This window comes from Acinetobacter sp. Li1LvA2 (assembly GCF_056156705.1).
The window spans coordinates 161,328-188,142 of the sequence record NZ_JBSICF010000003.1; the positions used below are offsets into that span (position 1 = coordinate 161,328).

At 40.7% G+C, this 26,815-nt stretch carries 20 protein-coding genes; 1 reads left to right on the forward strand and 19 read right to left on the reverse strand.

The window, feature by feature from the left end; genetic code table 11:
- Positions 1–26: 26 nt before the first annotated feature.
- The 10 genes from ACS604_RS08080 to ACS604_RS08125 form a co-directional block, all read right to left on the reverse strand.
- Positions 27–1,448: an FAD-dependent oxidoreductase gene (locus tag ACS604_RS08080; protein ID WP_013196701.1), complete on the reverse strand. Its 1,422-nt coding sequence runs from the start codon at positions 1,446–1,448 to the stop codon at positions 27–29.
- 69 nt (positions 1,449–1,517) lie between these two features.
- A complete protein-coding gene (gene gltB, locus ACS604_RS08085; RefSeq protein ID WP_474771194.1) occupies positions 1,518–5,993 on the reverse strand; it encodes a glutamate synthase large subunit in 4,476 nt (1,491 codons plus the stop codon).
- Positions 5,994–6,454: 461 nt separating this feature from the next.
- Positions 6,455–7,333, reverse strand: coding sequence for a hypothetical protein (locus tag ACS604_RS08090; protein WP_174727846.1), 879 nt, complete (start codon positions 7,331–7,333; stop codon positions 6,455–6,457).
- Positions 7,334–7,349: 16 nt separating this feature from the next.
- Positions 7,350–8,432 (reverse strand): 3-dehydroquinate synthase, encoded by a 1,083-nt coding sequence (gene aroB / locus ACS604_RS08095; RefSeq protein ID WP_353155720.1) that lies wholly within the window; start codon positions 8,430–8,432, stop codon positions 7,350–7,352.
- Between the two features lie 28 nt (positions 8,433–8,460).
- Positions 8,461–9,030 carry a shikimate kinase AroK gene (gene aroK, locus ACS604_RS08100; RefSeq protein ID WP_004789808.1) on the reverse strand — a complete coding sequence of 190 codons (570 nt, stop codon included), beginning with the start codon at positions 9,028–9,030 and terminating at the stop codon, positions 8,461–8,463.
- 11 nt (positions 9,031–9,041) lie between these two features.
- The gene (locus tag ACS604_RS08105; protein ID WP_474771196.1) at positions 9,042–11,207 is read right to left on the reverse strand and encodes a type IV pilus secretin PilQ; all 2,166 of its coding nucleotides are present in this window, start codon (positions 11,205–11,207) and stop codon (positions 9,042–9,044) included.
- A 62-nt stretch (positions 11,208–11,269) separates the two neighbouring features.
- Positions 11,270–11,797 (reverse strand): pilus assembly protein PilP, encoded by a 528-nt coding sequence (locus ACS604_RS08110; RefSeq protein ID WP_004789813.1) that lies wholly within the window; start codon positions 11,795–11,797, stop codon positions 11,270–11,272.
- 10 nt (positions 11,798–11,807) lie between these two features.
- Positions 11,808–12,557: a type IV pilus inner membrane component PilO gene (locus ACS604_RS08115; RefSeq protein WP_353155715.1), complete on the reverse strand. Its 750-nt coding sequence runs from the start codon at positions 12,555–12,557 to the stop codon at positions 11,808–11,810.
- On the reverse strand, positions 12,554–13,195 hold the full coding sequence (locus tag ACS604_RS08120) for a PilN domain-containing protein (protein ID WP_013196695.1): 642 nt from the start codon (positions 13,193–13,195) through the stop codon (positions 12,554–12,556). The genes ACS604_RS08115 and ACS604_RS08120 overlap by 4 nt, the downstream gene beginning before the upstream one ends.
- Positions 13,195–14,253: a pilus assembly protein PilM gene (locus ACS604_RS08125; protein ID WP_174727834.1), complete on the reverse strand. Its 1,059-nt coding sequence runs from the start codon at positions 14,251–14,253 to the stop codon at positions 13,195–13,197. The genes ACS604_RS08120 and ACS604_RS08125 overlap by 1 nt, the downstream gene beginning before the upstream one ends.
- A gap of 161 nt (positions 14,254–14,414) precedes the next feature.
- Here ACS604_RS08125 and ponA point away from each other — a divergent pair, with 161 nt between their 5' ends.
- The gene (gene ponA, locus ACS604_RS08130) at positions 14,415–16,982 is read left to right on the forward strand and encodes a penicillin-binding protein PBP1a (RefSeq protein ID WP_474771198.1); all 2,568 of its coding nucleotides are present in this window, start codon (positions 14,415–14,417) and stop codon (positions 16,980–16,982) included.
- Positions 16,983–17,114: 132 nt separating this feature from the next.
- Here ponA and ACS604_RS08135 read toward each other — a convergent pair whose 3' ends face one another.
- The 9 genes from ACS604_RS08135 to ACS604_RS08175 all read right to left on the reverse strand — a co-directional run bounded on the left by ACS604_RS08135 (position 17,115) and on the right by ACS604_RS08175 (position 26,694).
- Positions 17,115–17,939, reverse strand: coding sequence for a putative RNA methyltransferase (locus ACS604_RS08135; RefSeq protein WP_474771199.1), 825 nt, complete (start codon positions 17,937–17,939; stop codon positions 17,115–17,117).
- A gap of 2 nt (positions 17,940–17,941) precedes the next feature.
- On the reverse strand, positions 17,942–18,274 hold the full coding sequence (locus ACS604_RS08140; RefSeq protein ID WP_474771201.1) for a DUF7709 family protein: 333 nt from the start codon (positions 18,272–18,274) through the stop codon (positions 17,942–17,944).
- 59 nt (positions 18,275–18,333) lie between these two features.
- Positions 18,334–19,452, reverse strand: coding sequence for a phospho-N-acetylmuramoyl-pentapeptide-transferase (mraY, locus tag ACS604_RS08145; RefSeq protein WP_004789827.1), 1,119 nt, complete (start codon positions 19,450–19,452; stop codon positions 18,334–18,336).
- Positions 19,453–20,853 carry a UDP-N-acetylmuramoyl-tripeptide--D-alanyl-D-alanine ligase gene (locus ACS604_RS08150; RefSeq protein WP_474771203.1) on the reverse strand — a complete coding sequence of 467 codons (1,401 nt, stop codon included), beginning with the start codon at positions 20,851–20,853 and terminating at the stop codon, positions 19,453–19,455.
- A gap of 8 nt (positions 20,854–20,861) precedes the next feature.
- Positions 20,862–22,361, reverse strand: a complete 1,500-nt coding sequence (locus tag ACS604_RS08155) for a UDP-N-acetylmuramoyl-L-alanyl-D-glutamate--2,6-diaminopimelate ligase (protein WP_474771205.1) — start codon at positions 22,359–22,361, stop codon at positions 20,862–20,864.
- 3 nt (positions 22,362–22,364) lie between these two features.
- Entirely contained in the window at positions 22,365–24,197 is a 1,833-nt protein-coding gene (gene ftsI, locus ACS604_RS08160) for a penicillin-binding protein PBP3 (RefSeq protein WP_474771207.1), read from the reverse strand.
- A gap of 11 nt (positions 24,198–24,208) precedes the next feature.
- Positions 24,209–24,541, reverse strand: a complete 333-nt coding sequence (gene ftsL / locus ACS604_RS08165) for a cell division protein FtsL (RefSeq protein ID WP_004789835.1) — start codon at positions 24,539–24,541, stop codon at positions 24,209–24,211.
- Positions 24,541–25,464: a 16S rRNA (cytosine(1402)-N(4))-methyltransferase RsmH gene (gene rsmH / locus ACS604_RS08170; protein ID WP_005300940.1), complete on the reverse strand. Its 924-nt coding sequence runs from the start codon at positions 25,462–25,464 to the stop codon at positions 24,541–24,543. Before rsmH ends, ftsL begins: the two co-directional genes overlap by 1 nt.
- A 231-nt stretch (positions 25,465–25,695) precedes the next feature.
- On the reverse strand, positions 25,696–26,694 hold the full coding sequence (locus ACS604_RS08175; RefSeq protein WP_474771209.1) for a sulfate ABC transporter substrate-binding protein: 999 nt from the start codon (positions 26,692–26,694) through the stop codon (positions 25,696–25,698).
- Between the last annotated feature and the right edge of the window lie 121 nt (positions 26,695–26,815).

The window sequence follows — 26,815 nt, forward strand, 5'->3', positions numbered from 1 at the left end:
TTTGAGTGTTTTAACACATTAATTTATTAAACACCAAGGTAATCCAAAATGCCTTCAGCAGCTTGACGGCCTTCCCAAATCGCAGTCACGACTAGGTCTGAGCCACGCACCATATCACCACCAGCAAAGATTTTCGGGTTTGATGTCTGGAATTTGAATTCTTGTTTTTCAGCTGCGACAACACGACCTGAACCATCAAGACTAATATTCGCGTTACCAAACCAATCCGCTGGGCTTGGGCGGAAACCAAATGCAAGTAAAACAGCATCAGCTGGTAATACTTCTTCAGAACCTGGAACAGGTTCAGGACTACGACGGCCACGACTATCTGGTTCACCCATTTGTGTCGTTACTACTTTTACGCCTGTCACTTTGCCATTTTCACCAACGATTTCGATCGGTTGACGATTGAATAGGAATTTTACACCCTCTTCATAGGCATTTTTTACTTCACGTGCAGAACCCGGCATGTTGCTTTCATCACGACGGTATGCACACGTTACATCATGAGCGCCTTGACGTAATGAAGTACGGTTACAGTCCATCGCTGTATCACCACCACCAAGTACAATCACCTTTTTACCATCTAAGCTGATGTACTCACTTGGATCTTTTTCCCAACCTTGGCAGCGGTTCACGTTAGAGATTAGGAAATCAAGAGCATCATAAACGCCATTAAGATCTTCACCCGGGAAACCACCCTTCATGTAGGTATAAGTTCCCATACCCATGAACACTGCATCATATTCTGCAAGTAATTCATCAATGGTTACATCTGTACCAATTTCAGTATTTAAACGGAATTCAATGCCCATACCTGTGAAAATTTCACGGCGGCGTTTCATCACATCTTTTTCCATTTTAAATTCTGGAATACCAAATGTAAGTAAGCCACCAATTTCAGGACGCTTATCGAATACAACTGGTTTAACACCACCGCGAGCTAGAATATCTGCACAGCCTAAACCAGCAGGGCCAGCACCAATAATGGCAACTTTTTTGTCAGTCCATTTTACGCCTGACATATCTGGACGCCAGCCCAAAGCAAAGGCTGTATCATTGATATATTTTTCAGCATTACCAATTGTTACTGCACCAAACCCATCGTTTAAGGTACAAGCACCTTCACATAAACGGTCTTGTGGGCATACGCGACCACATACCTCAGGTAGTGTATTCGTTTGATGACAAAGCTCAGCAGCTTGGAAAATTTGGCCTTCAGCAATGAGTTTTAACCAGTTTGGAATGTAGTTATGTACAGGACATTTCCATTCGCAATATGGGTTACCACAACCTAAACAACGGTGAGTCTGATTCGTAACTGTTTCCGATGTAAAAGGTTTATAAATTTCCACAAATTCTGCTTTGCGGACAGTAATATCTTTTTTCTCTGGATCTTGGCGTGCTACATCCAGAAATTGAAAGTCATTATTTAGGCGTTCTGCCATGTCTCTCTCCGTGGGTAGGCGCGGTTTTCACTGTTGTCCGCACCTGCCTATGTCGTTGCAGTCGTGGAATTATTGTGGGTCAGCTTGTGTTGTTTTCAAAAGCGTTTGTAAATTAGCAGCCTTTGGTTTCACAAGCCAGAATTTACGGCTGTAGAAATCGAACTCATTGCGGATCTTATAAGCCCAGGCACTACCTGTTTCTTTAATATGCTCATCGATAATACGCAACAAGAACTCTTTGTGATCTTCCATAGATTCTGTTGAAATACGATTTAAATCAATCAATTCGTGGTTGTAGTAATCTACGAAGTCATTGTCCAGGTCAAGTACATAAGCAAAACCACCAGTCATGCCCGCGCCAAAGTTATGGCCTACTTTACCAAGTACAGTCACAACACCACCTGTCATATATTCACAGCAGTGATCGCCAGCACCTTCAATTACAGCAAATGCACCAGAGTTACGAACTGCAAAACGCTCACCCGCTGTACCCGCTGCAAAAAGCTTACCGCCAGTTGCGCCATACAAACAGGTATTACCAATAATTGCTGTGTTTTGAGTTTGGAAAGGTGAACCTTTTGGTGGGAAAATTGAGATACGACCACCTGCCATACCTTTACCCACATAGTCGTTAGCATCACCTTCAAGACGGATGTGTAAACCACCCGCGTTCCATACACCAAGTGACTGACCAGCTGTACCAGTTAAGTTCATCACAACTGGGTGTACTTCCATGCCTAAATTGCCATAGCGACGAGCAATTTCACCCGACACACGAGCACCGATCGAGCGGTCACAGTTCACAACATTGAAGTTGAACTGACCACCTGCACTTGATTCAATTGCAGGAAGCATTTCAGCAACCATTTTCTCAGCTAACACACCTTTATCAAATGGCGCATTCCCTTGTACTTCACAGTACTGTGCTTTACCGTCAGCAGATGGATGAGAAGTTAACAATGCACTTAAATCAAGATGAGCATGTTTTTCAGTTTCACCCGGTAATACTTCGAGTAAATCAACACGACCGATTAAGTCTTTCAATGAAGACACACCTAATGCTGCCAACCATTCACGTGTTTCTTCCGCAATGAAATGGAAGAAATTGATGAGCATTTCTGGTTCGCCAATGTAGTGCTCTTGACGTAAGTGATCTTGTTGAGTTGCAACACCAGTCGCACAGTTGTTTAAGTGGCAAATACGTAGATATTTACAACCTAACGCAATCATTGGTGTTGAACCGAAACCAAAGCTCTCAGCACCTAAAATTGCTGCCTTGATCACGTCAAGACCTGTTTTTAAACCACCATCCGTTTGTACACGTACTTTTCCGCGCAAGTCATTTACACGAAGAGCTTGATGCGCCTCACTTAAACCCAACTCCCATGGAGAGCCCGCATGGTGAATTGAAGAAAGTGGAGATGCAGCAGTACCACCGTCATAACCAGAAATGGTAATGAAGTCTGCATATGCCTTCGCAACACCAGCTGCAATCGTACCTACACCCGGTTCAGATACCAGTTTTACTGAAACCATTGCTTGCGGGTTAACTTGTTTCAAGTCAAAAATTAACTGAGACAAATCTTCAATTGAGTAAATATCGTGGTGTGGTGGAGGTGAAATCAGTGTTACACCCGGCACTGAGTAACGTAAACGTGCAATTAAACCATTTACTTTACCGCCCGGTAACTGACCGCCTTCACCTGGTTTTGCACCTTGAGCAACTTTAATTTGCAATACTTCAGCAGAAGTTAGATATGCAGGCGTTACACCAAAACGACCAGATGCGATCTGTTTGATTTTCGAGTTACGAATTGTGCCGTAGCGAACTGGATCCTCACCACCCTCACCAGAGTTTGAACGACCGCCAATCGTGTTCATCGCAATTGCAATTGCTTCATGTGCTTCTGGAGAAAGAGCACCTAAAGACATACCTGCCGAGTCAAAACGAGGCAAGATCTCTTCAACTGATTCAACTTGCTCAACTGGAATCGAATTCGTTGTTTTTAACTTGAATAAGTCACGAATAGTCGCTACTGGACGGTTATTTACCAACTCAGCATATTCTTTAAAGTGTTCGTATTTACCAGAGCGAACCGCTTTGTGTAATGAGTTAATCACATCTGGGTTAAACGCGTGATACTCTTTATCAAACACAAATTTAAGCAGACCACCTTGATCAATTGGTTTACGATTTGACCATGCTGTAGCAGCTAATTTTTTCTGGTCTTTTTCAAGATCAACAAATGTTGCACCCTGAATACGACTTGGAACACCCAAGAAGCACTGATCTACAACTTCAGATGATAAACCCACTGCTTCAAAAAGCTGACCACCACGATACGAAGCAACTGTAGAGATACCCATTTTTGAAAGAACTTTTAATAAGCCTTTCTCAATACCTTTACGGAAGTTCGCCTGAGCATGGATTGGATCACCTAAAAGCTCACCTTTCGCAATCAAATCATTAATTACGTCATATGCAAGGTATGGATAAACTGCTGTAGCACCAAAACCAAGTAATACCGCAAATTGGTGTGGATCACGTGCAAAACCAGTTTCAACCAAAATGTTTGCATCAGTACGCAAACCCGTCTTAATGAGGTAATGGTGTACCGCACCTGTTGCAAGTGCTGCATTTGCAGGTAAAAAACCTTGACGAATATTTTTGTCAGTTAAAATAATTAAGGTTTTACCATCACGAACAGCTTGTGCTGCTTCTTCACAAATGCGTGTAATCGCAGCTTGCAAACCTTCTTCTTCAGCATAGTTTAAATTGATGTCAACAGACTCATAGCCTGCACGATCAATAGTACGAATTTGCTGTATTTTTGAGTTAGACAGAACAGGACTCGAAATAATGAGTCGATCTGCGTGCTCTGGCCCCTGCTCAAATACATTCTGCTCACGGCCTAAACAGGTTTCGAGCGACATTACAATCGATTCACGTAACGGGTCAATTGGCGGGTTTGTTACTTGCGCAAATTGTTGACGGAAATAATCAGTCACATGGCGTACTTGACGAGACAATACAGCCATTGGCGTATCATCACCCATTGAACCTACAGCTTCCTGACCACTTTCAGCAATCGGACGCAACAACTGGTCGCGCTCTTCAAATGTCACCATAAACATTTTTTGAGCTGCTTTTAAAGCATCACCAGTTAAGCCTTGATCAACTAATTGTTCTTCAAGTTCAGGATTAGCATTTAAGCGAATTGCATGATCACGCAACCATTCACGGTACGGACGCATGTTTTTAAGATGTGTATTTACATCTTTTGTATCAAGTACTTTGCCAGTTAAAGTATCAACTACTAAAATTTGGCCAGGGCCTACGCGACCTTTAGAAATAACATCTTCAGGTTCATAACCCCAAACACCAATTTCAGATGCCAAGGTGATGTAATCATTTTTGGTAATGACCCAACGTGCAGGACGTAAACCATTACGGTCAAGCATACAGATGGCATGACGACCATCTTGAATTACTAAACCTGCTGGACCATCCCAAGCTTCCATATGCTTAGAGTTGAACTCATAGAATGCACGTAAGTCTGCATCCAAAGTTTCAACGTTTTGCCAAGCTGGTGGTACGAGCATACGTAACGCACGGAATAAATCCATACCACCACCCACCAAGATCTCAAGCATGTTATCTAAGCTTGAAGAGTCTGAACCAGTACGGTTCACAATCGGATTAAGCTCAGTTAAGCCCGGTAACAATGGATTTTCAAATTTAGGCGTACGCGCTAATGCCCAGTTACGGTTTGCTGTAATAGTATTGATTTCACCATTATGCGCAAGGTAACGGAATGGCTGCGCCAAAGGCCAACGCGGTAAAGTGTTGGTCGAGAAACGTTGGTGGAATACCACGATATGTGATTTTAAACGCTCATCTGCTAAGTCTGTATAGAACTCAGCAATCGCAGCCGGCATCATCAAGCCTTTATAGCTAATTACTGTCGAACAAAGCGTAGTCACATAGAATGATGGATCATTTTGTAATTGTTGTTCTGCACGACGACGTGCCAAGAATAGTTTACGGTTAAACTCAACTTCAGTTACACCCATTGGACAGTTCACAATGACCTGTTCAAAAGCAGGTAAAGATTGAAGTGCAATTTCACCTAGTGCATCGTTATTTGTAGGGACAACACGCCAAGCCAATACGCGTAAGCCATCAGCCTCAATTTCTTTAGTTAAAATATTTTTAGAGTGCTGTGCTAATGCCGGATCGACATTTAAAAATACCGTTCCTACAGCAAAAACTTCGCTAAGTGTAATATCGCTTAGTTTTTTTGCTTCATCACGGAAAAATTGCTTTGGCATCGCCAATAATAAGCCGCAACCATCTCCCGTCTTGCCATCTGCGGCAATACCACCACGGTGCGTCATGCAACTTAAACTGTGAATCGCGGTTTCTACAAGATGATGACTTGATTCACCCTTCATATGGGCAATCAGTCCAAAACCACAGTTATCCTTAAACTCATCAGGTTGATATAAACCTTGAGCGGGAGCTACAGTATTAGGCGATGGCATGTGCATAGCGTACCCTTCTTTCAATAAGGCTCTTTCGAGCGTCAAACAAACAACTTATTTCTGCGATATTGCCTACGGACGATAGTTAGCTCAATGTTTCGCAAAAAAAAATTTTGGGCTGATAAGCCAATATACGCTGTTCCATTTTTACGTACACTGGTTTTTGCTAGAAAAATGTTTTGACTTATTTCGCACTCTTTTAAAGCAGCTCGACCCCACGACTCTGCATAGACTTCACTCTTTAGAGCGCCAAAATAGTTAGCAGTACATTAATAAGCACAAGAATAAAGCAAAAACTATGCCAATATAATTTTCTTAGCTTAAGTGTTTATATTTCTTAAAAATAGATCAGTTTTATTCAGGCTATCATTTTAATAAATGACCAAATATGCACCACGCTTGATCAAAAATTATATATATCTTTTGTTATTGCACTATATTTGTGCACATTATTCTTATCCTTAATTCCCTCTTGTGCCCTCATTTGTTGCATTTTTAGAAGGGGCTTCAATTTCACGATTTTGTTGAACTTTTTTAGAGGCATCTGTAGAATTGGACTGGTGTACATCCACAACATTACCCTCAGCATCCCGACGAATAATAGTTGTCCGAGTTGTAGAATTCGTTGTTGGAGCAGTCACTTTCGGCTGCGTACTTATCGCACCGTTTACACCTGCACCCATGAGCAAAGACTCATCAATTTTAGGCAATGCGGCTGGACGTAATCGCACTTCATAAGTTTGACTCATCCCACCTTTCATTTCGTCCGCCCCTAAATCATTTACTAATGATGCATAGGTTGAAAATTGTTGTGGTTGAGGTTTGATTGACTCAGGCAAATCAAGATTCAGTTGAGTTAATTCTTGAATCGCATCTTCAGAACGTTTAAATACACCATAGCTCAATACATATTGTTCAGATTGCTTATCTCCGCTTAAACGGAAATAGATAAATTTATTACGATCAGTACGATTTTTTAAAAAGTTTTTAATAATATCTTCGTCAGATGCACGAAATAGCTCAAGCGTCCACTGTTTCTTGTTTTCGTTAATAAATTTTGTACCGCGGAACTCTGCCTCATGCTGACCTGAAGCAACCGTACGAGTCGTTAAATCAAGAGGCCTAACTTCATCAGCTAAAGCCCCTAAATTAGCAGTTGTTGCTACTTTTTCTGGTTGAATTTGCACTGGCGTATCTGAATCAGCCGATTTTTCAACTTCAACCAGCTTCTTACTATCGGTCATGACCCAGAAAAGAAAAGCGAGAAACAAGCAGACGATACCACCCACCAACCAGATATATTGTTGAACATTCTGCCAAAGTGTACGTGATACAGTCATGTGTTACCTTAATTTATTATCCGTGTTGATTTGCCAAAATAGCTTGTTTCATGAGTTCAACATCAAAGTCTTTAGTAATTACTGCTCGTCCAAGTTGCTTTAACAACACTAAGCGTAATTGACCATTGAGGACTTTTTTATCATGAGCCATATATCCAAGGAATTCATCCAATGGAATTTTCGGACATGATATCGGCAAATTAGCGCGTTGAATAATTTTTTTTGTACGCTCTACATCATCGCTTGAAATCCAACCTAAACGTTGTGATAAATCCGCTGCCATGACCATGCCTGTAGCTACTGCTTCACCGTGCAACCAATTTCCATAACCTAAGTAAGATTCAATCGCATGACCAAAAGTATGACCTAAGTTGAGTAAGGCTCTTTCGCCTTGCTCTTTTTCATCGTTTGCAACAATACGGGCTTTATGAGCACATGAACGGTAAACAGCTTCTGCTAAAAGGTCAGCATCTCGTCCAATTAACCCATCCATATTTTGCTCTAACCAAACAAGAAAGTCAGCATCACCTAACAAGGCATATTTAATGACTTCTGATAATCCAGCAGACAACTCTCGATCCGGCAAAGTATTGAGTTGAGCCATATCAGCCAAAACAACTTGAGGTTGCTGAAATGCACCAAGCATGTTTTTACCCAGTGGGTGATTAATACCAGTTTTACCGCCTACACTTGAATCTACTTGTGAAAGAAGCGTAGTTGGAACCTGAACAAAATAAACACCACGCTGAAAACATGCTGATGCAAAGCCAGCCATATCACCAATAACACCGCCACCTAAAGCTAAAACCGTACAATCTCGGTTAAAACCAGCTTCAAGGAGTGCATCAAAAATTAAATTTAAATGTTGAATATCTTTATATTTTTCACCATCGGGCAAAATACATGTAGCTACAGTTTTACCCAAACTTTTTAATGCGTCTTGATAGTGAGATAAATATAAAGGTGCGACCGTTTCGTTACTCACAATCATGACCTGTTGACCATGAATATAAGGTTCAAGCAACTGTTTAGGATCAAGTTGACTGCCAATAAAAATAGGATAACGGCGTTCGCCTAATTCAACATGTAAAGTTTGCATGAGTTTATTAAACCACGAGTAAGTTTGGCTATTTTAGCGTGTTAGACAAAATAAGTTGCAGAATCTTTTGAGCAAGATCGCGTGCAGCACCCTGATTGGTTTCAATCGTGTAATGAGCAACTTCACGATATAAAGGATCGCGTATTTTTAACAAATCTCGCAATTTTTGTTCAGGGTTTTCAACTTGTAATAGAGGTCTGTTTTTATCGCGATAAGTTCGTTGTAATTGTAGTTCCACTGGAGTGTAAAGATAAACGACAATACCACGTTGCTTTAGAAACTCACGATTGGGTGCTTGAGTAATCGCACCACCGCCTGTTGCTAGAACCAAAGCCTTACGGGAAGTTAACTCATTCAACACTATAGTTTCACGAGCACGAAATCCGAATTCCCCTTCTTTTTCAAAAATCCAAGGAATAGTAGCCCCTGTTTTGCGTTCAATTTCATGATCACTATCTAAAAATTCACGCCCTAATATTTCGGCTAAATGACGTCCAACGGTTGTTTTTCCTGCCCCCATGGGCCCCACCAAATAAATATTTGGCAGGGTTTCAAACGCTTTGCTTGGCAAGGCGCCACCTATTTCAATTGCTTTCATTAAAAAATATATTAATGATTTCTCACCAAAGTGTCATTAACAATTCGTGGCGTAACGAAAATCAGTAATTCTTGTTTATCATCAGATTTCACATCTTTTCTAAATAAATGTCCAAGTACGGGAATATCACCAAAGAAAGGAACCTTGGTTTGTGAGTTAATTGTCGTCTGCTCAAATACCCCTCCTAAAATGACTGTTTCACCGTTATTAACCAATACATTGGTGTTAATCTGATTTTTATTTAAAATTAACTCTCCATTAGGAGCAGCACCAGCAACGGAATCTTTCGAAATATCTAATTTCATTTGGATCTTACCGTCAGGCGTAATACTTGGTGTTACGTTTAGGCTTAGCAGCGCATCTTTAAATGATGTACTTGCTGTAGCACCCGCAGCGGAATTAGTCGTGGTCTGATAAGGGACCTGCTGACCTGTTGCAACTTTCGCTGGTTGTTTATCTGCTGTCATCACTTTAGGTGTAGAAATAACCTCACCGTAACCATCGGCTTGTAACGCTGAAAGTTCAAGATCAAGCATAAAATCAGACATGCTAATCAAACCAAAAGCAATACTTCCAGCTGGGTTGGTTACCCCTAAATCGACGTTTAAGTTATCTGGACGTTCAATCGTGTATTTATATCCTCCCGTAGTCTCATCTTTTTTGGGTTCTCGTAAATTCCATAAAGTTGTTTCACTACCACCAACCAGCAAGTTATTATTATTGGTAATTCCTTGAGATAGTATTCCCCACTTAACGCCAAGCTCTTTGGTAAAAGAAGTAGATGCTCTAACAATACGTGCCTCAACCATCACTTGCTTAACTTGCACATCCAGTAAATCAATCATTTTACGAATTTGATCAATCGACTGAGCCGTATCATTAACAATTAAAGTATTGGTACGATCATCTTGAGTAATTGTTCCACGTGGACTCAATAAACTTCCTACGTTATTTCCTAAACTATCGACACCCGTATTTAAGTTAGTAGAGGTTGAAGTACCTCCACCTGAAGTATGCTGCAAACCATTGCTATTATTTGAACCTTGAGTAATTAAACCCATAATATCGCCAGCTTTAGCGTATTTAAGTTGAATATATTCGGTTTGTAATGGAGCAAGTTTGACACTTTGTGCGACAGCTTTTGCTTCTTCCTCTTCAGCCTTAATCAGCTCTGAAACAGGCGCAATCCAAATAACGTTACCATTTCTGCGTTTATCCAGATTTTTAGTCTTTAAAATAATATCAAGGGCCTGATCCCACGGAACATCTTTTAAGCGCAAAGTGATATTACCCTGAACACTATCGGCAGCTACCATATTAAGGCCAGTAAAATCGGCAAGTAACTGTAAAACGCGACGGACTTCAATATCTTGGAAATCAAGAGAAAGCTTATTACCAGAGTAATTAGGTGTCTTATATAAAGAAGTTACGTTTTTATCCTGCGGACGCTTTAAGCTAATAGTGAGTTTATTTTCGGCCTGATAAGCCATATATTCATAGCTGCCAGTAGATTGAATCGTAATAACGCCATTGCCTTTTTCATTATAAGATTCAATTGTCGAAACAGGCGTAGCAAAATCATTTACATTTAAGCGTTTAGCTAAGTGTGTAGGAATTTTAGAGCCTAACGTTCTCACCACGACCTTGCTGCCTTGCTGTTGAACATCAACAGGGGTATTACTTCCCAGCAAGTCAATAACAATAAGACCTTCACCTTGACTACCGCGCTGGAAACCAATATTTGAAACACCTTGGGGTTGCACGACACTTGTTGGTACGGGTTTCGCTACAGCTTGAGCTGAATTAATTTTTAAAATAAAAGTATTGCCTTCAATACGAGTAGTAAAAGCACCTGCCTCATTTAAATTTACTGTTAAACGTGAACGCTGATCATCAGAGCTTACATCGACCGAGCTCGCCTCATTAGTTCCAATCGCTACTTTTGTCTGTGTGAGATTCTGCTGCGCTTTATTAAAATCTAAAATTAAGCGTGAAGGATTTTCAAGTTGATATGCCTGTGGTTGCGGCGGCAAACCATTAAACATCACTCGAATTTCCGTACCCTGACCCGCTATTTGCGTCGGTACAATATTGGTCATGCTGACCTGTGCAGATGCAACCTGCATAATTGCAACCGCTACAGCCCCCATAGAAAACTGACTGAATACGTGATTCATTGTCTAACCATCCCCAATTAAATAATCTTTAAAAATACTTTTTCTTTGTTATTCCCTAAATTTTAGGGTGCGGGTCCAATTAACACTAAGGTTCTTGGTCTCTCCACATAGCCTTCGCGCCCATCAGGGACAATCTCCACCAGATCAATCTGGGTTGGACCAATATGGGTAATACGCCCTTGGTTCATCCCGATATAGTTCCCCACCTGTACCCGTTCAATTTGCTGATCGGGTGATTGGATAAGAGCCAATACTTGCCCACGGTTATTACGCATGCTTCCTTTCATGTTTAAGGATTCTAATGCATAACTTTCTAGAGGTTGAGGTGCACGTGAGAAATTTGGATATACCCGTTTTCCTGCCATAATTTTGAGCTCAGCAGCAAGTGAGCTTGGTAAAAATGGACTCTTTAGCTGATGAGCCGCATAGTTAAATTGTGGCACAGGCGTGAAAACAGGTGCTGGATCTATCGGCTGTGGTGGCTGATTACGTATATTTGCCATTTGCTGATTTACAGCATCAATTCTCGAGTCACATCCAACTAAAACTAAACATGCCAAAATAGAAAAAGAAATTTGCTTAAGTTTCATTGTAATGCTCCTATTTCGACTGTTTATTAGCAGTAGAGGAAACAGGTGCTACAGAAGCCGAAGCGTTGTTTTCCGGATGTTCAGCATTTTCTACGGCGCCCATATAGCGATAAGTTTTTGCTTTAATAGAATAATTAAGTACAGGAATATCTGACTTACTATCTTTAACAGGTGCAGCTTCTACAACAAAGTCATGCATCGTTACAATACGTGGTAATGCCGCAATACTACTCACAAAAGCACCAAAAGCGTGATAATCCCCCGTTGCTTCCATCGTAATAGGCTGCTCAATAAAGATTTCCTGCTTCACTTCATCTTCTAAACGGATATTTTTAAACTTCAGACCAGAGCTCACACCAGTTAAGTTAATATCCTCAACCAAGCTTGGAATCTCGGTTTCTTTTGGGAGTTGCTCTAACTGCTGATTAAAGTTTGCTTGCATCTCTTGAAGTTGAAGTTGATATTGCTGCAAGTTACGTAATTTTGAATCCTTTTCGCGAAACTCATTCAACAAATTACTTTCTTGCGCCTGTGCATTATCAATTGCTTGTAACTTTGGCTGAATAACAACAAAGTATCCTAAAGCCAATACAGCAAAGAAAATAAAAACCCAGCACGTAATTTTCACAGATAATGGCCAGCTACCATAACTGTTCATATCTAGTGTGTTAAATTGCTGAAGAAATTTTTCTAAAGTAATCTGTTTTTTCTTAGATGGAGCTTGTTCTAACGACAACTCATGAAGTTCATCTGGACTCATTTAACCGCCCCCTTATCCGCACTTACAGACGTATTGGCGGTATCATCTGTTGTAGTCACCCCCATTTCTCCTAAATCAACAGTCACAACAAAACTGCCATAACTATCTTCTACTCTAGGAAGCAGTGAACTCGCCGTCTTATCTTTTTTCTCTTCGGTCGCCAAGAAAGAGTTCATAAAAGCATTGCGATACCATGGTGATGCTTCGAGATTACGTAATAACTCCGCGACCGTATTTGGACTTTCTGCTTTACCTTCAATGGTAAATTTATCTCCAGTTCTGCTAAATTTAGTCAAATACATCGCTGCCGGAGTCACCCGCACCAATTCATCTACCAAACGCACAACAACAGGACGTTGACTTTGTAGCCCCTGAATAAGTTTCATACGTTCGATAATGGCATCGCGCTGTTCTTGTAAGCCATTTAAGGTTTTAAGCTGTTGATCTAGACTCTGGTTTGTACTGGTGATGAGTTGATTAGCTTGTTCTTGATCATCTAATTTTTGATTTAAATAAAACCACCCAGAAGATACAGTGGTAATCCCCAGCACAACGACCCCAAAACAGAAAATAATAAATTGTTTTTTGCGCTGTTCCCTAAGCCCATCACGCCAAGGGAGTAAATTAATTGTTGCCATTAATCAAAACTCCTTAAAGCCAAACCACATGCCACCATTAACGATGAGGCATCATTTTCAAGTTTTTGAACGTTGACTTGAGGAGAAAAACCCATTTGTAAAAACGGATTAGCAATGGTCACACGGTAACCAAGTTTTTGCTGCAACAATTTGGCAAGCCCAGGAATATTGGCGTTCCCACCTGCTAGTAAAATATGGTCTATTTCATTGAACTGTGATGAAGAAAAGAAAAATTGTAGAGATCTGGCAGCTTGCTGCACAACGGCATCTAAAAATGGCTCTAAGACTTCGATGTCATAGTCATCGGGTAAAGAGCGTTCTTTTTTAGCTCGTCCCGCTTCTTCCAATGACAAACCATAACGGCTTTGAATTTCCAGAGTAAGCTGCTTGCCGCCGAAGACTTGTTCACGGGTATAAATGATTTTGCCACTTTGCATAACCGATAATGTAGTCATGGTATGGCCGATATCTAAAATACCAATGGTATTTGCACCCATGGGTAAACTATCAGCAAATACACTAAAAGCACGTTCGACAGCATAACTTTCGACATCAGCAAGCTTAGGCGTTAGATCAACCAGTTCCAGCACTTCTACTCGTGTTTCAACATTTTCTGTTCTTGTTGCAACTAGAAGTACATTTACACGGTTTGGATTAGGCAGTCGATCTGGTAAAACCTCAAAATCAAGACTCACTTCATCCAAAGGGAACGGTATATACTGCTCCGCATCTAAACGAATCTGAACTTCTCGTTCATCATCATTCATATCTGCATCCATTTCGATGGTTTTATGAATAACCGTCGATGTTGGAACAGCAATTGCAGCGTTACTGGTTTGGGGATTTGCTAAATTCATCGCCCGTTCCAAAGCTTCTGCTACTGCCTCTGGATTCAAGATATTTTTTTCAACTACACTGCTCTCGGGTAAAGGCATCAAAGCATAGCTTTCCACCCAATATTTACCGTTCTTAACAGAGAGCTCTAACAACTTAACAGAAGTCGAACTAATATCGACACCCATTAACCCCTTATTCGGTTTACGATATAACCTGAGCACACTATTGTCCTATTATTTTTTTATCCCCAAAAAAAATTACAAACCAATAATCTAGGTCTTTATTTTTACACGGATACAATATCTCATCTAACAATCCGCATGTCTAAAGGCTATACTGACCACAATTAGTTTGTATTCGATCTTATTAAAGCTTACTTATCATGAAAAAGCTATCCAGTTTGGGCTTCGTGCGTCCAATTTTTTTGATCATTATTATTATCTTAGTCTCACTTCCGATGGGCTTTTATGGCATGTATCTCTATATCGCCCCATCACTCCCTGAAATGAGTTCACTAAAAAAAGCTCCGCTTTTAAAACCTCTACAGGTCTATACCTCGGATAATCAACTGATTGCTGAGTATGGTGGTAAGCTTTCTATTCCAGTTGAATACAAACAAATTCCTCCTGCTTTTATTCATGCATTTTTAGCAGCAGAAGATTCTTCTTTCTTTGAACATAGCGGGATCAGTTTTAAAGGTTTAGGGCGTGCTTTAAGTGAAAGTGTGACTGGTTCTGATGTGCAAACTGGTGGTTCAACCATTACCATGCAGGTTGCAAAGAACTATTATTTAAGTCCAGAAAGAACCTTAAAACGCAAAATAACCGAGATCTTTTTAGCTCGAAAGATTGAGCAAAATTTATCTAAAGAAGAAATTCTCAGTCTTTATGTGAATAAAATCTTCCTAGGAAAAAATGCCTACGGTATCGCGGCAGCAGCCAAAATTTATTACAACAAAAGTATTAATGAGCTCAGCATTGCTCAAATGGCAATGATTGCAGGTTTGCCAAAAGCACCTTCTAAATACAATCCTGTGGTTAATCCTGAACGCGCACTTGAACGTCGCAACTGGATTTTAGGCCGTATGTTACAGCTGGGTTATATCTCTCAAGGAGAATATCAAAAAGCTGTAGCTGAACCGATTAATCTAAACATGCCCAATCGGGATTTAAACAATATTCACCCGTATGCGGGCGAAATGGTTCGTTCAGAGCTTGTAAAGCATTTTGGTGAGCAAGCTATTGATTCTGGCTATAAAGTCTATACAACCATCAACGCTAAACGCCAAGCGATTGCAGAGAAATCTGTACAAGATGGTCTTGAAGCTTACGATCGTCGTCATGGCTGGCGCGGTGCGGAAGCACACGATAAACCATTAAATGAATTTAGAGTATATGCCAATACCTACCCGGCACAAGTTACCAAGGTAAATAGCAGCTCTTTTGATGCATTAATGCAAGATGGTACCACCGTAACTGTACAGTGGTCAGGCATGTCATGGGCTCGTCCCTATCGCAATGCGAATAGTGTAGGTGGTGCTCCTTCACGTGCATCTCAAATTGTTCAAGTTAAAGATATTGTTCGCTTACGTCCAAATGATGCAAAAACAGCATGGTCTTTAGTTCAGGTTCCAAAAGTTCAAGGTCAACTTATTGCGATTAACCCGAATGATGGTTCAATTGAAGCAATTGTAGGTGGTTATAACTTCTATCAATCGAAATTTAACCGTGCCTTGCAAGGCTGGCGCCAACCTGGTTCAACGATCAAACCATTTGTCTATGCATTGGCACTTGAACGCGGTATGACACCGTACAGCATGGTGAATGATAGTCCTATCACAATTGGTAAGTGGACACCGAGAAACTCAGACGGTCGTTACTTAGGGATGATCCCTCTACGCCGTGCTTTGTATTTGTCTCGTAATACCGTGTCGGTACGCCTTTTACAAACTGTGGGAATTGAACGTACTCGCCAATTATTCATGGATTTTGGTTTACAAGAAGATCAAATTCCACGTAACTACACCATTGCTCTAGGTACACCTCAAGTTTTACCAATTCAAATGGCAACTGGATACGCAACTTTTGCAAATGGTGGTTATCGCGTTCAACCACACTTTATTCAGCGTATTGAAGATGCATACGGTAAAGTGATTTATCAAGCTAAGCCAGAATATGCATGTATTCCATGTATTAATGCGCCAGACACAACTGATGACGAGCAGAAGGCTACGACAACAGATGATGAAGTGATTGAGGTTACTAACAAAGACGTAGAGCAGAAAGAAAAGGCAGCTAAGCAACTTAATCTTAAACAAACTGATAAAGCGAATAGCGAATATCGCCAAGCTCAACGTATTTTAAAATCAAGCTCTGCTTACGATATGGCGAACATTTTACGTGATGTAATTGAGCATGGTACAGGCCGTGCCGCACTTAAAATTGGCCGTAGTGATTTAGGCGGTAAAACAGGTACAACCAACGATGCAAAAGATGCATGGTTTGCAGGCTTTAACGGCAAATTAGTGACTGTAACATGGGTTGGATTCGACCAACCGACAACATTAGGTCGACGTGAGTATGGTGGTATTGCTGCATTACCAATCTGGATTAACTTTATGGGTCAAGCATTGCAAGGTACGCCAGCATCTTGGGTTCGTTTAGATAAAGATGCTCAAGGTCCTATTTCACGTGACAAACAACAAATTACTACTGAGACTGAGGTAGGCGATAAGAAAACTTATCGTGCAGCTCCACCATTAGCACGCCCGCTATATCGCCCAGCACCACCCCAACCAAAATTAAGCAATGACAATGACTTTTCAGATTTACCAGGTGAGGAAATTGTTATTCCATCAAAAGCTGCACCTCCTGCCATGAAACCTTCACAGGGAGCAGCGCCGAAGCGTGAGAAAGATGAACTAGAAAATCTGATTAATCAGATTGAATAGCAAAAAAAGAAGCCATCATCAGATGGCTTCTTTTTTTGCGCTCTTAAAAATAAATCATCAGATGGCTTCTTTTTTTGCGCTCTTAAAAATAGATCGTATGATGACTTTTTTTACGCTTTTAAAAATGTACGGTTAGCTAGCTGTTTTATTACGTTTCTGAAAAACATAGATTTGAAAAGATGCCGTTACCTCTAATTGCGATTGCTGCTCTAACTGCAAACGACGCTCAGGAGATGCTTTATAAGCATACGGCGTCATAGCAATCAGATTTTTTAAAGCCTGTTGGCCAAGCACAAAAGGGGTATCTATAATTTGCTCTTGTTTGAGCTCAAACAAATCTTGCAACTGCTCTACAAACTTTTCTGGTGTATGAGGGTTAACCTGCTCAAATAGAGCCTCACGCATTGCATACAGATGCTCAGATGCAGGAGTGACAACAATTAAATATCCATCATCTTTTAAAACTCGAGCAATTTCTGCTTGTGGAATTGGGCTAAACAAACTGGTACATGCATCCATGCTGTGATCAAGCACAGGCAAAGTCGCACCAGTTCCCACAACCCAAGTCACCTCAGCATTAAGCTTTGCTGCGCGCTGTACCGCATTTTTTGCAATATCAACACCAACACATTGCTCAACGACTTGCTGCATAGCACTGGTGTAATAGCCTTCACCACACCCAATATCAAGTACGGTTTTTACATCTAATTGTTTTAATAAAGCGACTACAGCATGTTGTAAAGGCTGATAATAACCACCTTGTAAAAAAGCTCTTCGTGCATCAACCGACTCTGGGGTATCTCCAGGGTTTTTACTATGTTTATGTTGCACAACATGTAAGTTCACATAACCTTGTTTAGCGACATCATAACTATGCCCTTGTCCACATCGCCAAGTTTTTTCATTTAAATCGAGAGACTGACGACACACAGGACACATTAAAATTTGCTTAGTCACTTTTAACTATTCTCTTGTTCTTTATGTTGTAAATAAGATTTTGCATGCATTCCCACAAATGTACGCCCTGCATTTGTTCCCTTAATCCATTCATCTACATGAAATAAATCAAATAGCCCCACTTTGACTAAAGTTGGAATAGCAATCTTTAATTCTTCCTCAATCTGGCCTCTTTGGCCTGCATTATATAATTCAATATTATGCAGCATTGTAGCGACAGTTCCTGTTTGCACCTGACTTCCATCTTTAAGCACAACTTGAGGTAATACTTCGCCCTCTCCAACTACTTTCTGATTAATTACAGATAATTGGTCTAGACCAGCAACTTTTGTCATTCATCTCTCCAATAAAAAAAGCCAGTAGAACTGGCTTTATATTGACACTAAAATAAGATCTATCGCAATTTTAAAGTCATTAGACCTAAAACTACTAATATAATTGTAATAATCCAAAAACGAATCACAACTTGGGTTTCTTTCCAGCCCTGCTTTTCATAATGATGATGTAGCGGCGCCATTAAGAACACGCGTTTATTACGCATCCGCAGCGACCCAATTTGCAAGAATACAGATACAGCCTCCATTACAAACACACCACCCATAATCGCAAATACGATTTCTTGGCGTACCATAACAGCAATTGTTCCAAGCATCGCGCCTAAAGCTAATGCGCCAACATCACCCATAAAGATTTGAGCTGGGTGTGCGTTATACCAAAGAAATGCCAAACCTGCACCAATCATGGCAGAGCAGATTACAACAAGCTCAGAGGTATATTTCACATATGGAATATGCAAATAGTTAGCAAAACGAATGTCACCTGACAAGTAAGCAAATACACCTAAGCCCGTAGCTACCATGACAACAGGCATGATTGCCAAACCATCTAAACCATCAGTTAAGTTAACGGCGTTAGAGGCACCATTAATAACTAGATAGGTAAATACAATAAATGCCAAGCCTAAAGGAACCATAGAGAGTGGAATTGAAAGATTCTTAAAGAATGGAATCAATAAATCCAGCATGTTTGCAGTATGTTCAGCATTCGACTGTTGGGTTGCAATTAAATATAAAGCAATACCCGCCCCAAGCGATGCAACAGAAGTCCAGAAAAACTTCTTACGAGCAGGTAAACCTGCATTATCTTTATAGCGGATTTTAATCCAGTCATCTGCCCAGCCCACAGCACCGAATACAACCATTACACCAAGCACAATCCAGACATACGGGTTAGATAAATCAGCCCAGAGTAAAGTACTAATACCAATTGAAAGCAGAATTAAAATCCCACCCATGGTTGGTGTACCCATCTTTTTAGCATGATTTTCAGGAGCAAATGAACTTACTGCCTGACCGTATTTTAACGCTTGTAATTTACGAATCATGATCGGTCCGAGGACCAAACCAATGGTCAGTGAAGTTAATACACTGAGTAAAGAACGTAATGTTAAATAACGAACGACCTGAAACGAACTGTGATAGCCCGCAAGTTGTTCAAACAACCATAACAGCATTTAAAGTTTCTCCATCAAATCAGCCATCAACGTTTCCATATGAGTAAAGCGAGAACCTTTAAACAGGAAACTCATGGACTGTGGTTGATGTGTTTGGATTAGATTGATTAGAAATGGAAGCGCCTCAGCTTGTGTCTGAAATGCTTTCACTTTATTGGAATGAGAGTCTGCACCCTCGAGAGCGGCTGGAGCAAACTGCCCAACTGCAATAATATGATCTAAATGAAGCTCAGCAAGATCACGGCCTAAATCGTGGTGTTCTTGCCAACTGCTATCACCTAACTCACCAATATCCCCCATGACCATCACTTTTACGCCTTGTTGTTGCAACAACACTTGTGCAGCAGCGCGCATTGAAGTCGGATTGGCATTGTAAGTATCATCAATAAATAAGTAAGGTGACTTTTGAATAAAGTTAAGACGGCCTTTGGCCCCCTGAGCTTGCTCTAGGCCTTGGACAATATCTTCTAGTCCAATACCAATTGCTAAAGCAAAAGCTACAGCCGCAGTCGCATTTTGAACATTATGCTCACCTGCAAAAGGGAGTTTAACGGCACTGACGCCTTGCGGTGTGTGTAACGTAAAATTTGTTGATTGAGGCAATAATTCAATATCTGTTGCATACACATCTCCACCTACACCAAATGTGGAAATACGATGTGCTTTTGCGGCGTCAAGAATCTCAGCAGTGAAATCATCTTGTTGCGGCACGATTGCAACGCCATTTGGCAAAATATGACGATAAATTTCCGATTTAGCTCGGCAAATACCTTCACGCCCACCAAATTCGCCCAGATGAGCTGTACCAATATTTAAAATGCCTGCAACATGGGGCTGAACTAATTTAGAAGTATAGTCAATTTCACCTTGATGGCTTGCACCCAACTCCATCACCGCATATTGATGTTCCTTACGAAGCTCTAGCAGCATCATGGGTACACCAAGGTCATTATTTAAATTACCACGGGTGATTAATGTCGGAGCTAAGCGCGATAATATACTTCCCAACATTTCTTTAGTGGTGGTTTTACCGCTACTGCCTGTTAAAGCAATCACTTTTAATTGGGTATTTTGCTCACGACGATAAGCGCCGAGTCGCCCCAAAGCCAAGCGAGTATCGGCAACAACTAACTGTGCAATATCTACATCTAAAGGGCGGTCAACAATGGCGATTTGACAACCATTCGCGGCAACCTGAGTTACAAAGTCGTGTGCATCAAAACGCTCACCTTTTAGTGCTAAAAAGGCATCCCCAGTTTCCGCATGACGAGAGTCAGTCAAAATACGTTTAATTTCAGTTTGAGGGATCTGGTCTTTATGCCAATAACCCTGCGTTGCCTGTTGTAATTGTTGAGCTGTCCACGGTTCCAAAGGCACGGTACTGGTGGTTGAAGTATGCATAAATAATCCTATTGTGCAGGGTAAGCAGCGTCTACAGTATGGTGTTGCGCAGCAATTGCTGATTGTACTTCGACAACATCATCAAACCAGTGGCGCACACCATTAATTTCTTGATAATTTTCATGACCTTTACCAGCAATAACCACAATATCACCAGCTTGAGCTTGCTGTGCAACAAATTTAATTGCTTCACGGCGATCATGAATTTCCTGCATGCGATGCCCAGAGAAATCAATTCCTTGCTTCATATCAGCAAAAATTTGTTCAGGGTCTTCAGTTCTTGGATTATCCGAAGTCAGAATAATCGGATTCGCCCCATCCAAAGCGGCTTGAGTCATGAGTGGACGTTTACCACGGTCACGATCCCCACCACATCCGAATACTGCCCAAAGCTGATTAGATACATGACGTTTTAAGGTTTTAAGCACCTGAATTAAAGCATCAGGTGTGTGCGCATAATCCACAACAAATAAACGTTCGCCATCACGAATGACCTGCATTCGTCCCGGCGCACCAATGAGTTTGGGAACAAAAGCGACTAAAGCGTCTAAATCAAAACCTGCTTGTTCAGCAGCAATAAGTGCTGCTATCAGGTTTTCGACATTGAAATGCCCCAATAATGGACTTTGAACAGCAAAAGAACCTTGCGAGCTAACTAAATTAAAAGTCGCCCCAGCTAAAGAGTAACTTAAGTCACTAATATAATAATCAGCCGTATTTTGGGTAAGTGAATACGTCAGAATCTTTGGCTGTGCAGGATTTTGTTTTGCCGCATTTATCATAAGAGCAGCATGTTCATCATCAAGATTAATAACAGCTACTTTTAAAGAATTAAAACGGAATAAGAGAGCCTTTGCTTCTGCATAGGCTTCTAAAGTGCCATGATAATCCAGATGATCACGACTCAAATTACTATAAACAGCAATTTCAATCGCACAACCATTTAAACGACCTTGCTCTAAACCATGTGAGCTTGCTTCCAAAGAAGCGAAAGTCGCACCTTGCTTAGCATAAGCATGTAATGCATTTTGTAGTTGTAAAGCATCGAGCGTAGTATGAGTTGATGGTGTCAGATCAGGCAAAATACCATTACCAGTTGTGCCCATCACCGCACAGCGCTGTTGTTGTGAACTAATTAATTCAGCTACTAGACGCGATATTGTGGTTTTACCATTAGTGCCTGTTACTGCAACAATACGTGCTGGTTTAACAGGATCAATATATTGCAAATAACGCTCTTGCCACTCACCCATGCGCTGACGTACATCAGGACATACCCATTCATTTGCCACACCCAGCTCAGTCTCGCTAATGATCGCCAGTGCTCCATTAGTTAAAGCGGACTCAGCAAAAGCACGCGTTTTTTCAGGTTGGCTATAACTAGTCAAAGCAATAAAAATTTGGCCTGACTCAACCTTACGGCTGTCTAGACTAAAGCCATGAAAAGGCTGCTGAGACCACTGTGCATTAATCTCGACTGGATTAATTTCTTGAAAAGAAACAGACATAGCTTACCTGCGAATAGGATTTACTGAAGTATCAAGGGGCTTATCAAGCGGCACATTCATTAAACGTAATGATTCTTGCATAATGCGTGCAAAAACAGGGGCCGCAACTAAACCACCGTAATAACGGCCTTGTGGGTTTTCAACAACGACAATAACAGCTAAACGTGGGTCACTAATTGGCGCAACACCAGCAAATAAAGCACGGTATTCATTATTTGAATAACCTTTACCGTCTGCACGAAGTTTGTGAGCTGTACCTGTTTTACCACCAACGCGATAACCAGGAATATTAGCTTGCTTTGCAGTACCACCAGGCATCGTAACTTGCTCTAGCATAAGCAAAACCTGATCAGCAATTTTTGGAGCAAGAATTTGCTCCCCTTTAGGTGCTTGATCGAGCTTATGCAAGCTTAGAGGCATTTTTACACCATGATTTGCAAGCATTGCATAGCCTTGTGCCAACTGAAGAATAGTTGCGTTTAGGCCATAACCATAAGCCATGGTACCAATTTGAGAAGAGTTCAATTTACTTACTGGAAGCACTAAACCTGAACTTTCCCCCGGAAACTTCACAGCCGAGCGTTTACCAAAACCGGCACGATTAAAGAAGCTTGGTAGTGTTTCTTTTGGAAGTGACAATGCAATTTTTGCAGAACCCACGTTTGAAGATTTGATAATGACGCCACTAACAGTTAAAGCACCATAGTTGTGGGTATCACGAATCGTATGCCAACCTAAACGCATTGAACCTGGAGAAGTATTTACAATCGTGTTAGGCGTATATTGCCCAGTTTCTAATGCAGAAGAAATTGTAAATGGCTTCATGGTTGAACCTGGTTCGAACATATCAATCGCACCGCGGTTACGCATGGCATCTTTATTAGACAAACCGTTTTTATCATTCGGGTTATATGACGGCCAACTGGTCATTGCCAGAATTTCACCAGTCTTAACATCTACAGCAATTGCCGTTGCCGAACGGGCATTATTTGCAACACCAGCTGCAGTCAACTCTCTATACATAATGTATTGCAAACGAGAGTCGATACTTAAAGTAATGTTTTCGCCCGGTTCACCCTCACGGATAACCTCTGAAACTTTTAAGCGATTTCCGCGCTTATCACGAATAATTTTTTGCTCGCCATCCACACCCGACAGCTGTTTATTGAGCTGCATTTCTAAGCCTTCAATCCCTTGGCCTTCACTGTTGGTTAAACCAATAATCTGGGCATTTGGCTGCGGTTGAGGATAATAACGCTTATACGTTTTCTCGGCATAGACGCCTTGAAAGTTACCCTTCGTAATAAGGTCTGCCTGTTGCGGTGGTATTTCTTTTTTCAGAACCAGATAACGAGAACGTGGCCGTGCATTCATCTGCTTTTTAAGATCGGCACGGTCTAAACCAACGACATCCGCCAACTCATCAAGATTTAAGTTTTTATCGGGTAATTGTCGTTTTAATTTACGATTGTTCGGATCTTTCTTTAATTCCGCTGTAATTTGGTCATATAAATGCTTTGTATCGAAATAATCACGCGGATCCATTACGATTTTCATGATCGGTGTACTAATTGCCAAAGGCACACCATGGCGGTCACTAATCACGCCACGCATAGCTTCCACACGCTCAGTACGCAAAATATTGGCATTGGCCTTGTTTTGTAAAAAATCCTTATTAATTACCTGTACATAAAATGCACGTGCAATTAAAACAACAAAACAGAGTAACACTACTGCCCAGAGCAGATAAAACCGCCACATATCAAAGGCAAGACTTGGTTTTTCCGAAATAGACTGCTGTTTTTTCCGTGTTTGTTTTGTTCGCTTATCTACCATACAGCAAGGCCTTACTTATTTTGCTCTGAGGTCATTGGTAAAGAAATTACCACCGTTTCTGCAGCCGGTGGAGAAAACATCCGTAGCTGAGTTACAGCACGTGTACCAATCTGTGCCGTTGCACCAAAGGTTTGTTGCTCAATGAGCAAACGCCCCCATTCAGCATTGAGATCATCACGTTCACGCATATAAGAGCTAAGCTCTCTATAATCATGACGATATTCAAATACTTGAAATACCACCATCATGGCACTTATAAAAACAAGTGCCACCAAGACTGTATACACCACAACTTTTTTCACCACTTTGTTTTCTGTGGTTGCGATTTCATCACTGCTTTTCATTACGCGCCTTTTTCTTCCAAGCGTTCAGCAACCCGAAGCCATGCACTACGTGACCGAGGGTTCGCTTTTACTTCTTCTTCACTCGCACGAACCCGTGAAATTTTCTTTAATCTTCTTGTATCTACCCGCTGCTCTGGCATTCCCCAACCGAAATCTTCTGCTAACGTAGATTCTTTTTGAATAAACTGCTTAATTAGTCGGTCTTCAAGAGAATGGAAACTAATAACAGACAAACGTCCTTCCGGTTTGAGTAAGTCTACAGCTTGCGGCAAAAACACTTCAATATCTTCGAGCTCTTTATTAATAGCAATACGAATAGCCTGAAATGTACGTGTCGCTGGATGTTTATGTTTTTCCCATTTTGGATGAGCTGTTTTTACAAGTTCCGCCAATTGAGCAGTTGTATCTAGTTTTCCAGCATTTTTAATGGCTTTAGCAATACGTCGACTATAACGCTCTTCACCATATTGATAAATAATATTTGCTAATTGTTCTTCTTCAATTTCAAGTAACCACTCAGCCGCAGTTAAACCCTTAGAATTATCCATTCGCATGTCCAACGGACCATCTTGCATGAAACTAAAACCACGTTCTGCCTGATCAAGTTGAGGAGATGACACTCCCAGATCAGCCATAATGCCATCAACACTCATCACGCCAATTTCCTGCATCTTCTCTTTGATATCAGCAAAACTCGCATGAATGATCGTAAATCTTGGATCTTCTTGTGCCAAAGCAGCAGCAACTTCCAGTGCTTGAGGATCTTTATCAAATGCATATACTCGTGCATTTTCATCAAGTTTAGAGAGCAATAAACGTGTATGCCCACCTCTTCCGAAGGTTGCATCGATATACACCCCTGTTGTGCGATCTGCCAATAAGCTCTCAACGGTCTCAAAAAGTAAGACAGAAATATGCGACATAGGTGTTAAATCATTGCGTAAAAATGTAACTGCACATTATCACCTTGTTTATGATCAACACCAAACGGCTTTTTGTAGGAAAATATTAATTTTTCATAGATAAAACCGTTTTGTTAGCATTTTTTAAGCAAAAACAGAAAGCAAGCTCACTTTTTTAAGTTTGCTTGCTTTCTCTATAACTATTTAGTTTTTAAGTTTTCTATTTGGTCTACTGTTTTTAAAACATTTTATTTACTGCTTCCCATCGTAAATTTGGTCGAAAACAGCCCCATTTGCAAAGTGAGTTTTTTGAGCTTTAGCCCAGCCACCAAAAACATCATTAATGGTAAATAATTTAATTTTTGGGAATTGTGCTGCATATTTAGCAGCCACTTGTGCATTGCGTGGTCGGAAATAATGTTTAGCCGCCAACTCTTGCCCCAACGGTGAATATAAGAAGTTCAAATAGCCTTTTGCTAAAGTTCGATTACCATCTTTATCTACGGTTTTATCTACAATTGCGACAGAAGGCTCTGCCAAAATTGAAATTGATGGGTAAACGATTTCATATTTATCTTTATCAGGTCCTTTTGTCGCCAATAAAGCTTCGTTTTCCCAGGACAATAAAACGTCACCAATTCCACGTTCAGCAAATGTTGTAAGTGAACCACGTGCTCCCGAATCAAGCACTTTCACATTGTGATAAAGCTTTTTAACGAGCTCACGAGCTTTAGTATCATTTCCACCCGGCTGTTTTAAAGCATACCCCCATGCCGACAAATAGATCCAACGCGGTGCGCCTCCTGTTTTAGGATTAGGGGTGATAATTTCCACACCTGGTTTTGTTAAGTCATTCCAGTCACGTATATTTTTCGGATTACCTTTTCGTACTAAGAACACAACCGTAGACGTATAAGGGGCAGAATTATTTGGAAATTCTTTTTGCCAATTTGGTTGGATAAAACCTGCTTTCACAATCTCATCAATATCATTCGCTAATGCTAACGTTACAACATCGGCTTCAAGACCCGTAGCTACTGCCCGAGCTTGTTTACCAGACCCACCATGCGACTGTTTAAACTCAACATCCTGACCTGTACGCTGTTTCCAGAACTTCCCAAAAGCCTGATTATATTCTTGATAAAATTCTCGGGTCGGATCATAAGAAACGTTTAAAAAAGAAGTAGCGGCCTGAGCTGCTGTTGCCATTCCCAAGTACACCGCGACAGCCATTATTGATATTTTTTTCATTTACAAAATCCATCATTGGTTTTAGTTTTACTATATTTTTAATTTTATAATTTACAATCAATTACTTATATTAATATATTTTTTATTAATCTCTTTAAAATATATAGATTAAGATGTTTAA

Coding starts and splice junctions, on each gene's coding strand:
- ACS604_RS08080 (WP_013196701.1), bottom strand. CDS start 1,448: ATGGCAGAACGCCTAAATAATGACTTTCAATTTCTGGATGTAGCACGC.
- gltB (WP_474771194.1), bottom strand. CDS start 5,993: ATGCCATCGCCTAATACTGTAGCTCCCGCTCAAGGTTTATATCAACCT.
- ACS604_RS08090 (WP_174727846.1), bottom strand. CDS start 7,333: ATGACTGTATCACGTACACTTTGGCAGAATGTTCAACAATATATCTGG.
- aroB (WP_353155720.1), bottom strand. CDS start 8,432: ATGCAAACTTTACATGTTGAATTAGGCGAACGCCGTTATCCTATTTTT.
- aroK (WP_004789808.1), bottom strand. CDS start 9,030: ATGAAAGCAATTGAAATAGGTGGCGCCTTGCCAAGCAAAGCGTTTGAA.
- ACS604_RS08105 (WP_474771196.1), bottom strand. CDS start 11,207: ATGAATCACGTATTCAGTCAGTTTTCTATGGGGGCTGTAGCGGTTGCA.
- ACS604_RS08110 (WP_004789813.1), bottom strand. CDS start 11,797: ATGAAACTTAAGCAAATTTCTTTTTCTATTTTGGCATGTTTAGTTTTA.
- ACS604_RS08115 (WP_353155715.1), bottom strand. CDS start 12,557: ATGAGTCCAGATGAACTTCATGAGTTGTCGTTAGAACAAGCTCCATCT.
- ACS604_RS08120 (WP_013196695.1), bottom strand. CDS start 13,195: ATGGCAACAATTAATTTACTCCCTTGGCGTGATGGGCTTAGGGAACAG.
- ponA (WP_474771198.1), top strand. CDS start 14,415: ATGAAAAAGCTATCCAGTTTGGGCTTCGTGCGTCCAATTTTTTTGATC.
- ACS604_RS08140 (WP_474771201.1), bottom strand. CDS start 18,274: ATGACAAAAGTTGCTGGTCTAGACCAATTATCTGTAATTAATCAGAAA.
- mraY (WP_004789827.1), bottom strand. CDS start 19,452: ATGCTGTTATGGTTGTTTGAACAACTTGCGGGCTATCACAGTTCGTTT.
- ACS604_RS08150 (WP_474771203.1), bottom strand. CDS start 20,853: ATGCATACTTCAACCACCAGTACCGTGCCTTTGGAACCGTGGACAGCT.
- ACS604_RS08155 (WP_474771205.1), bottom strand. CDS start 22,361: ATGTCTGTTTCTTTTCAAGAAATTAATCCAGTCGAGATTAATGCACAG.
- ftsI (WP_474771207.1), bottom strand. CDS start 24,197: ATGGTAGATAAGCGAACAAAACAAACACGGAAAAAACAGCAGTCTATT.
- ftsL (WP_004789835.1), bottom strand. CDS start 24,541: ATGAAAAGCAGTGATGAAATCGCAACCACAGAAAACAAAGTGGTGAAA.
- rsmH (WP_005300940.1), bottom strand. CDS start 25,464: ATGTCGCATATTTCTGTCTTACTTTTTGAGACCGTTGAGAGCTTATTG.
- ACS604_RS08175 (WP_474771209.1), bottom strand. CDS start 26,694: ATGAAAAAAATATCAATAATGGCTGTCGCGGTGTACTTGGGAATGGCA.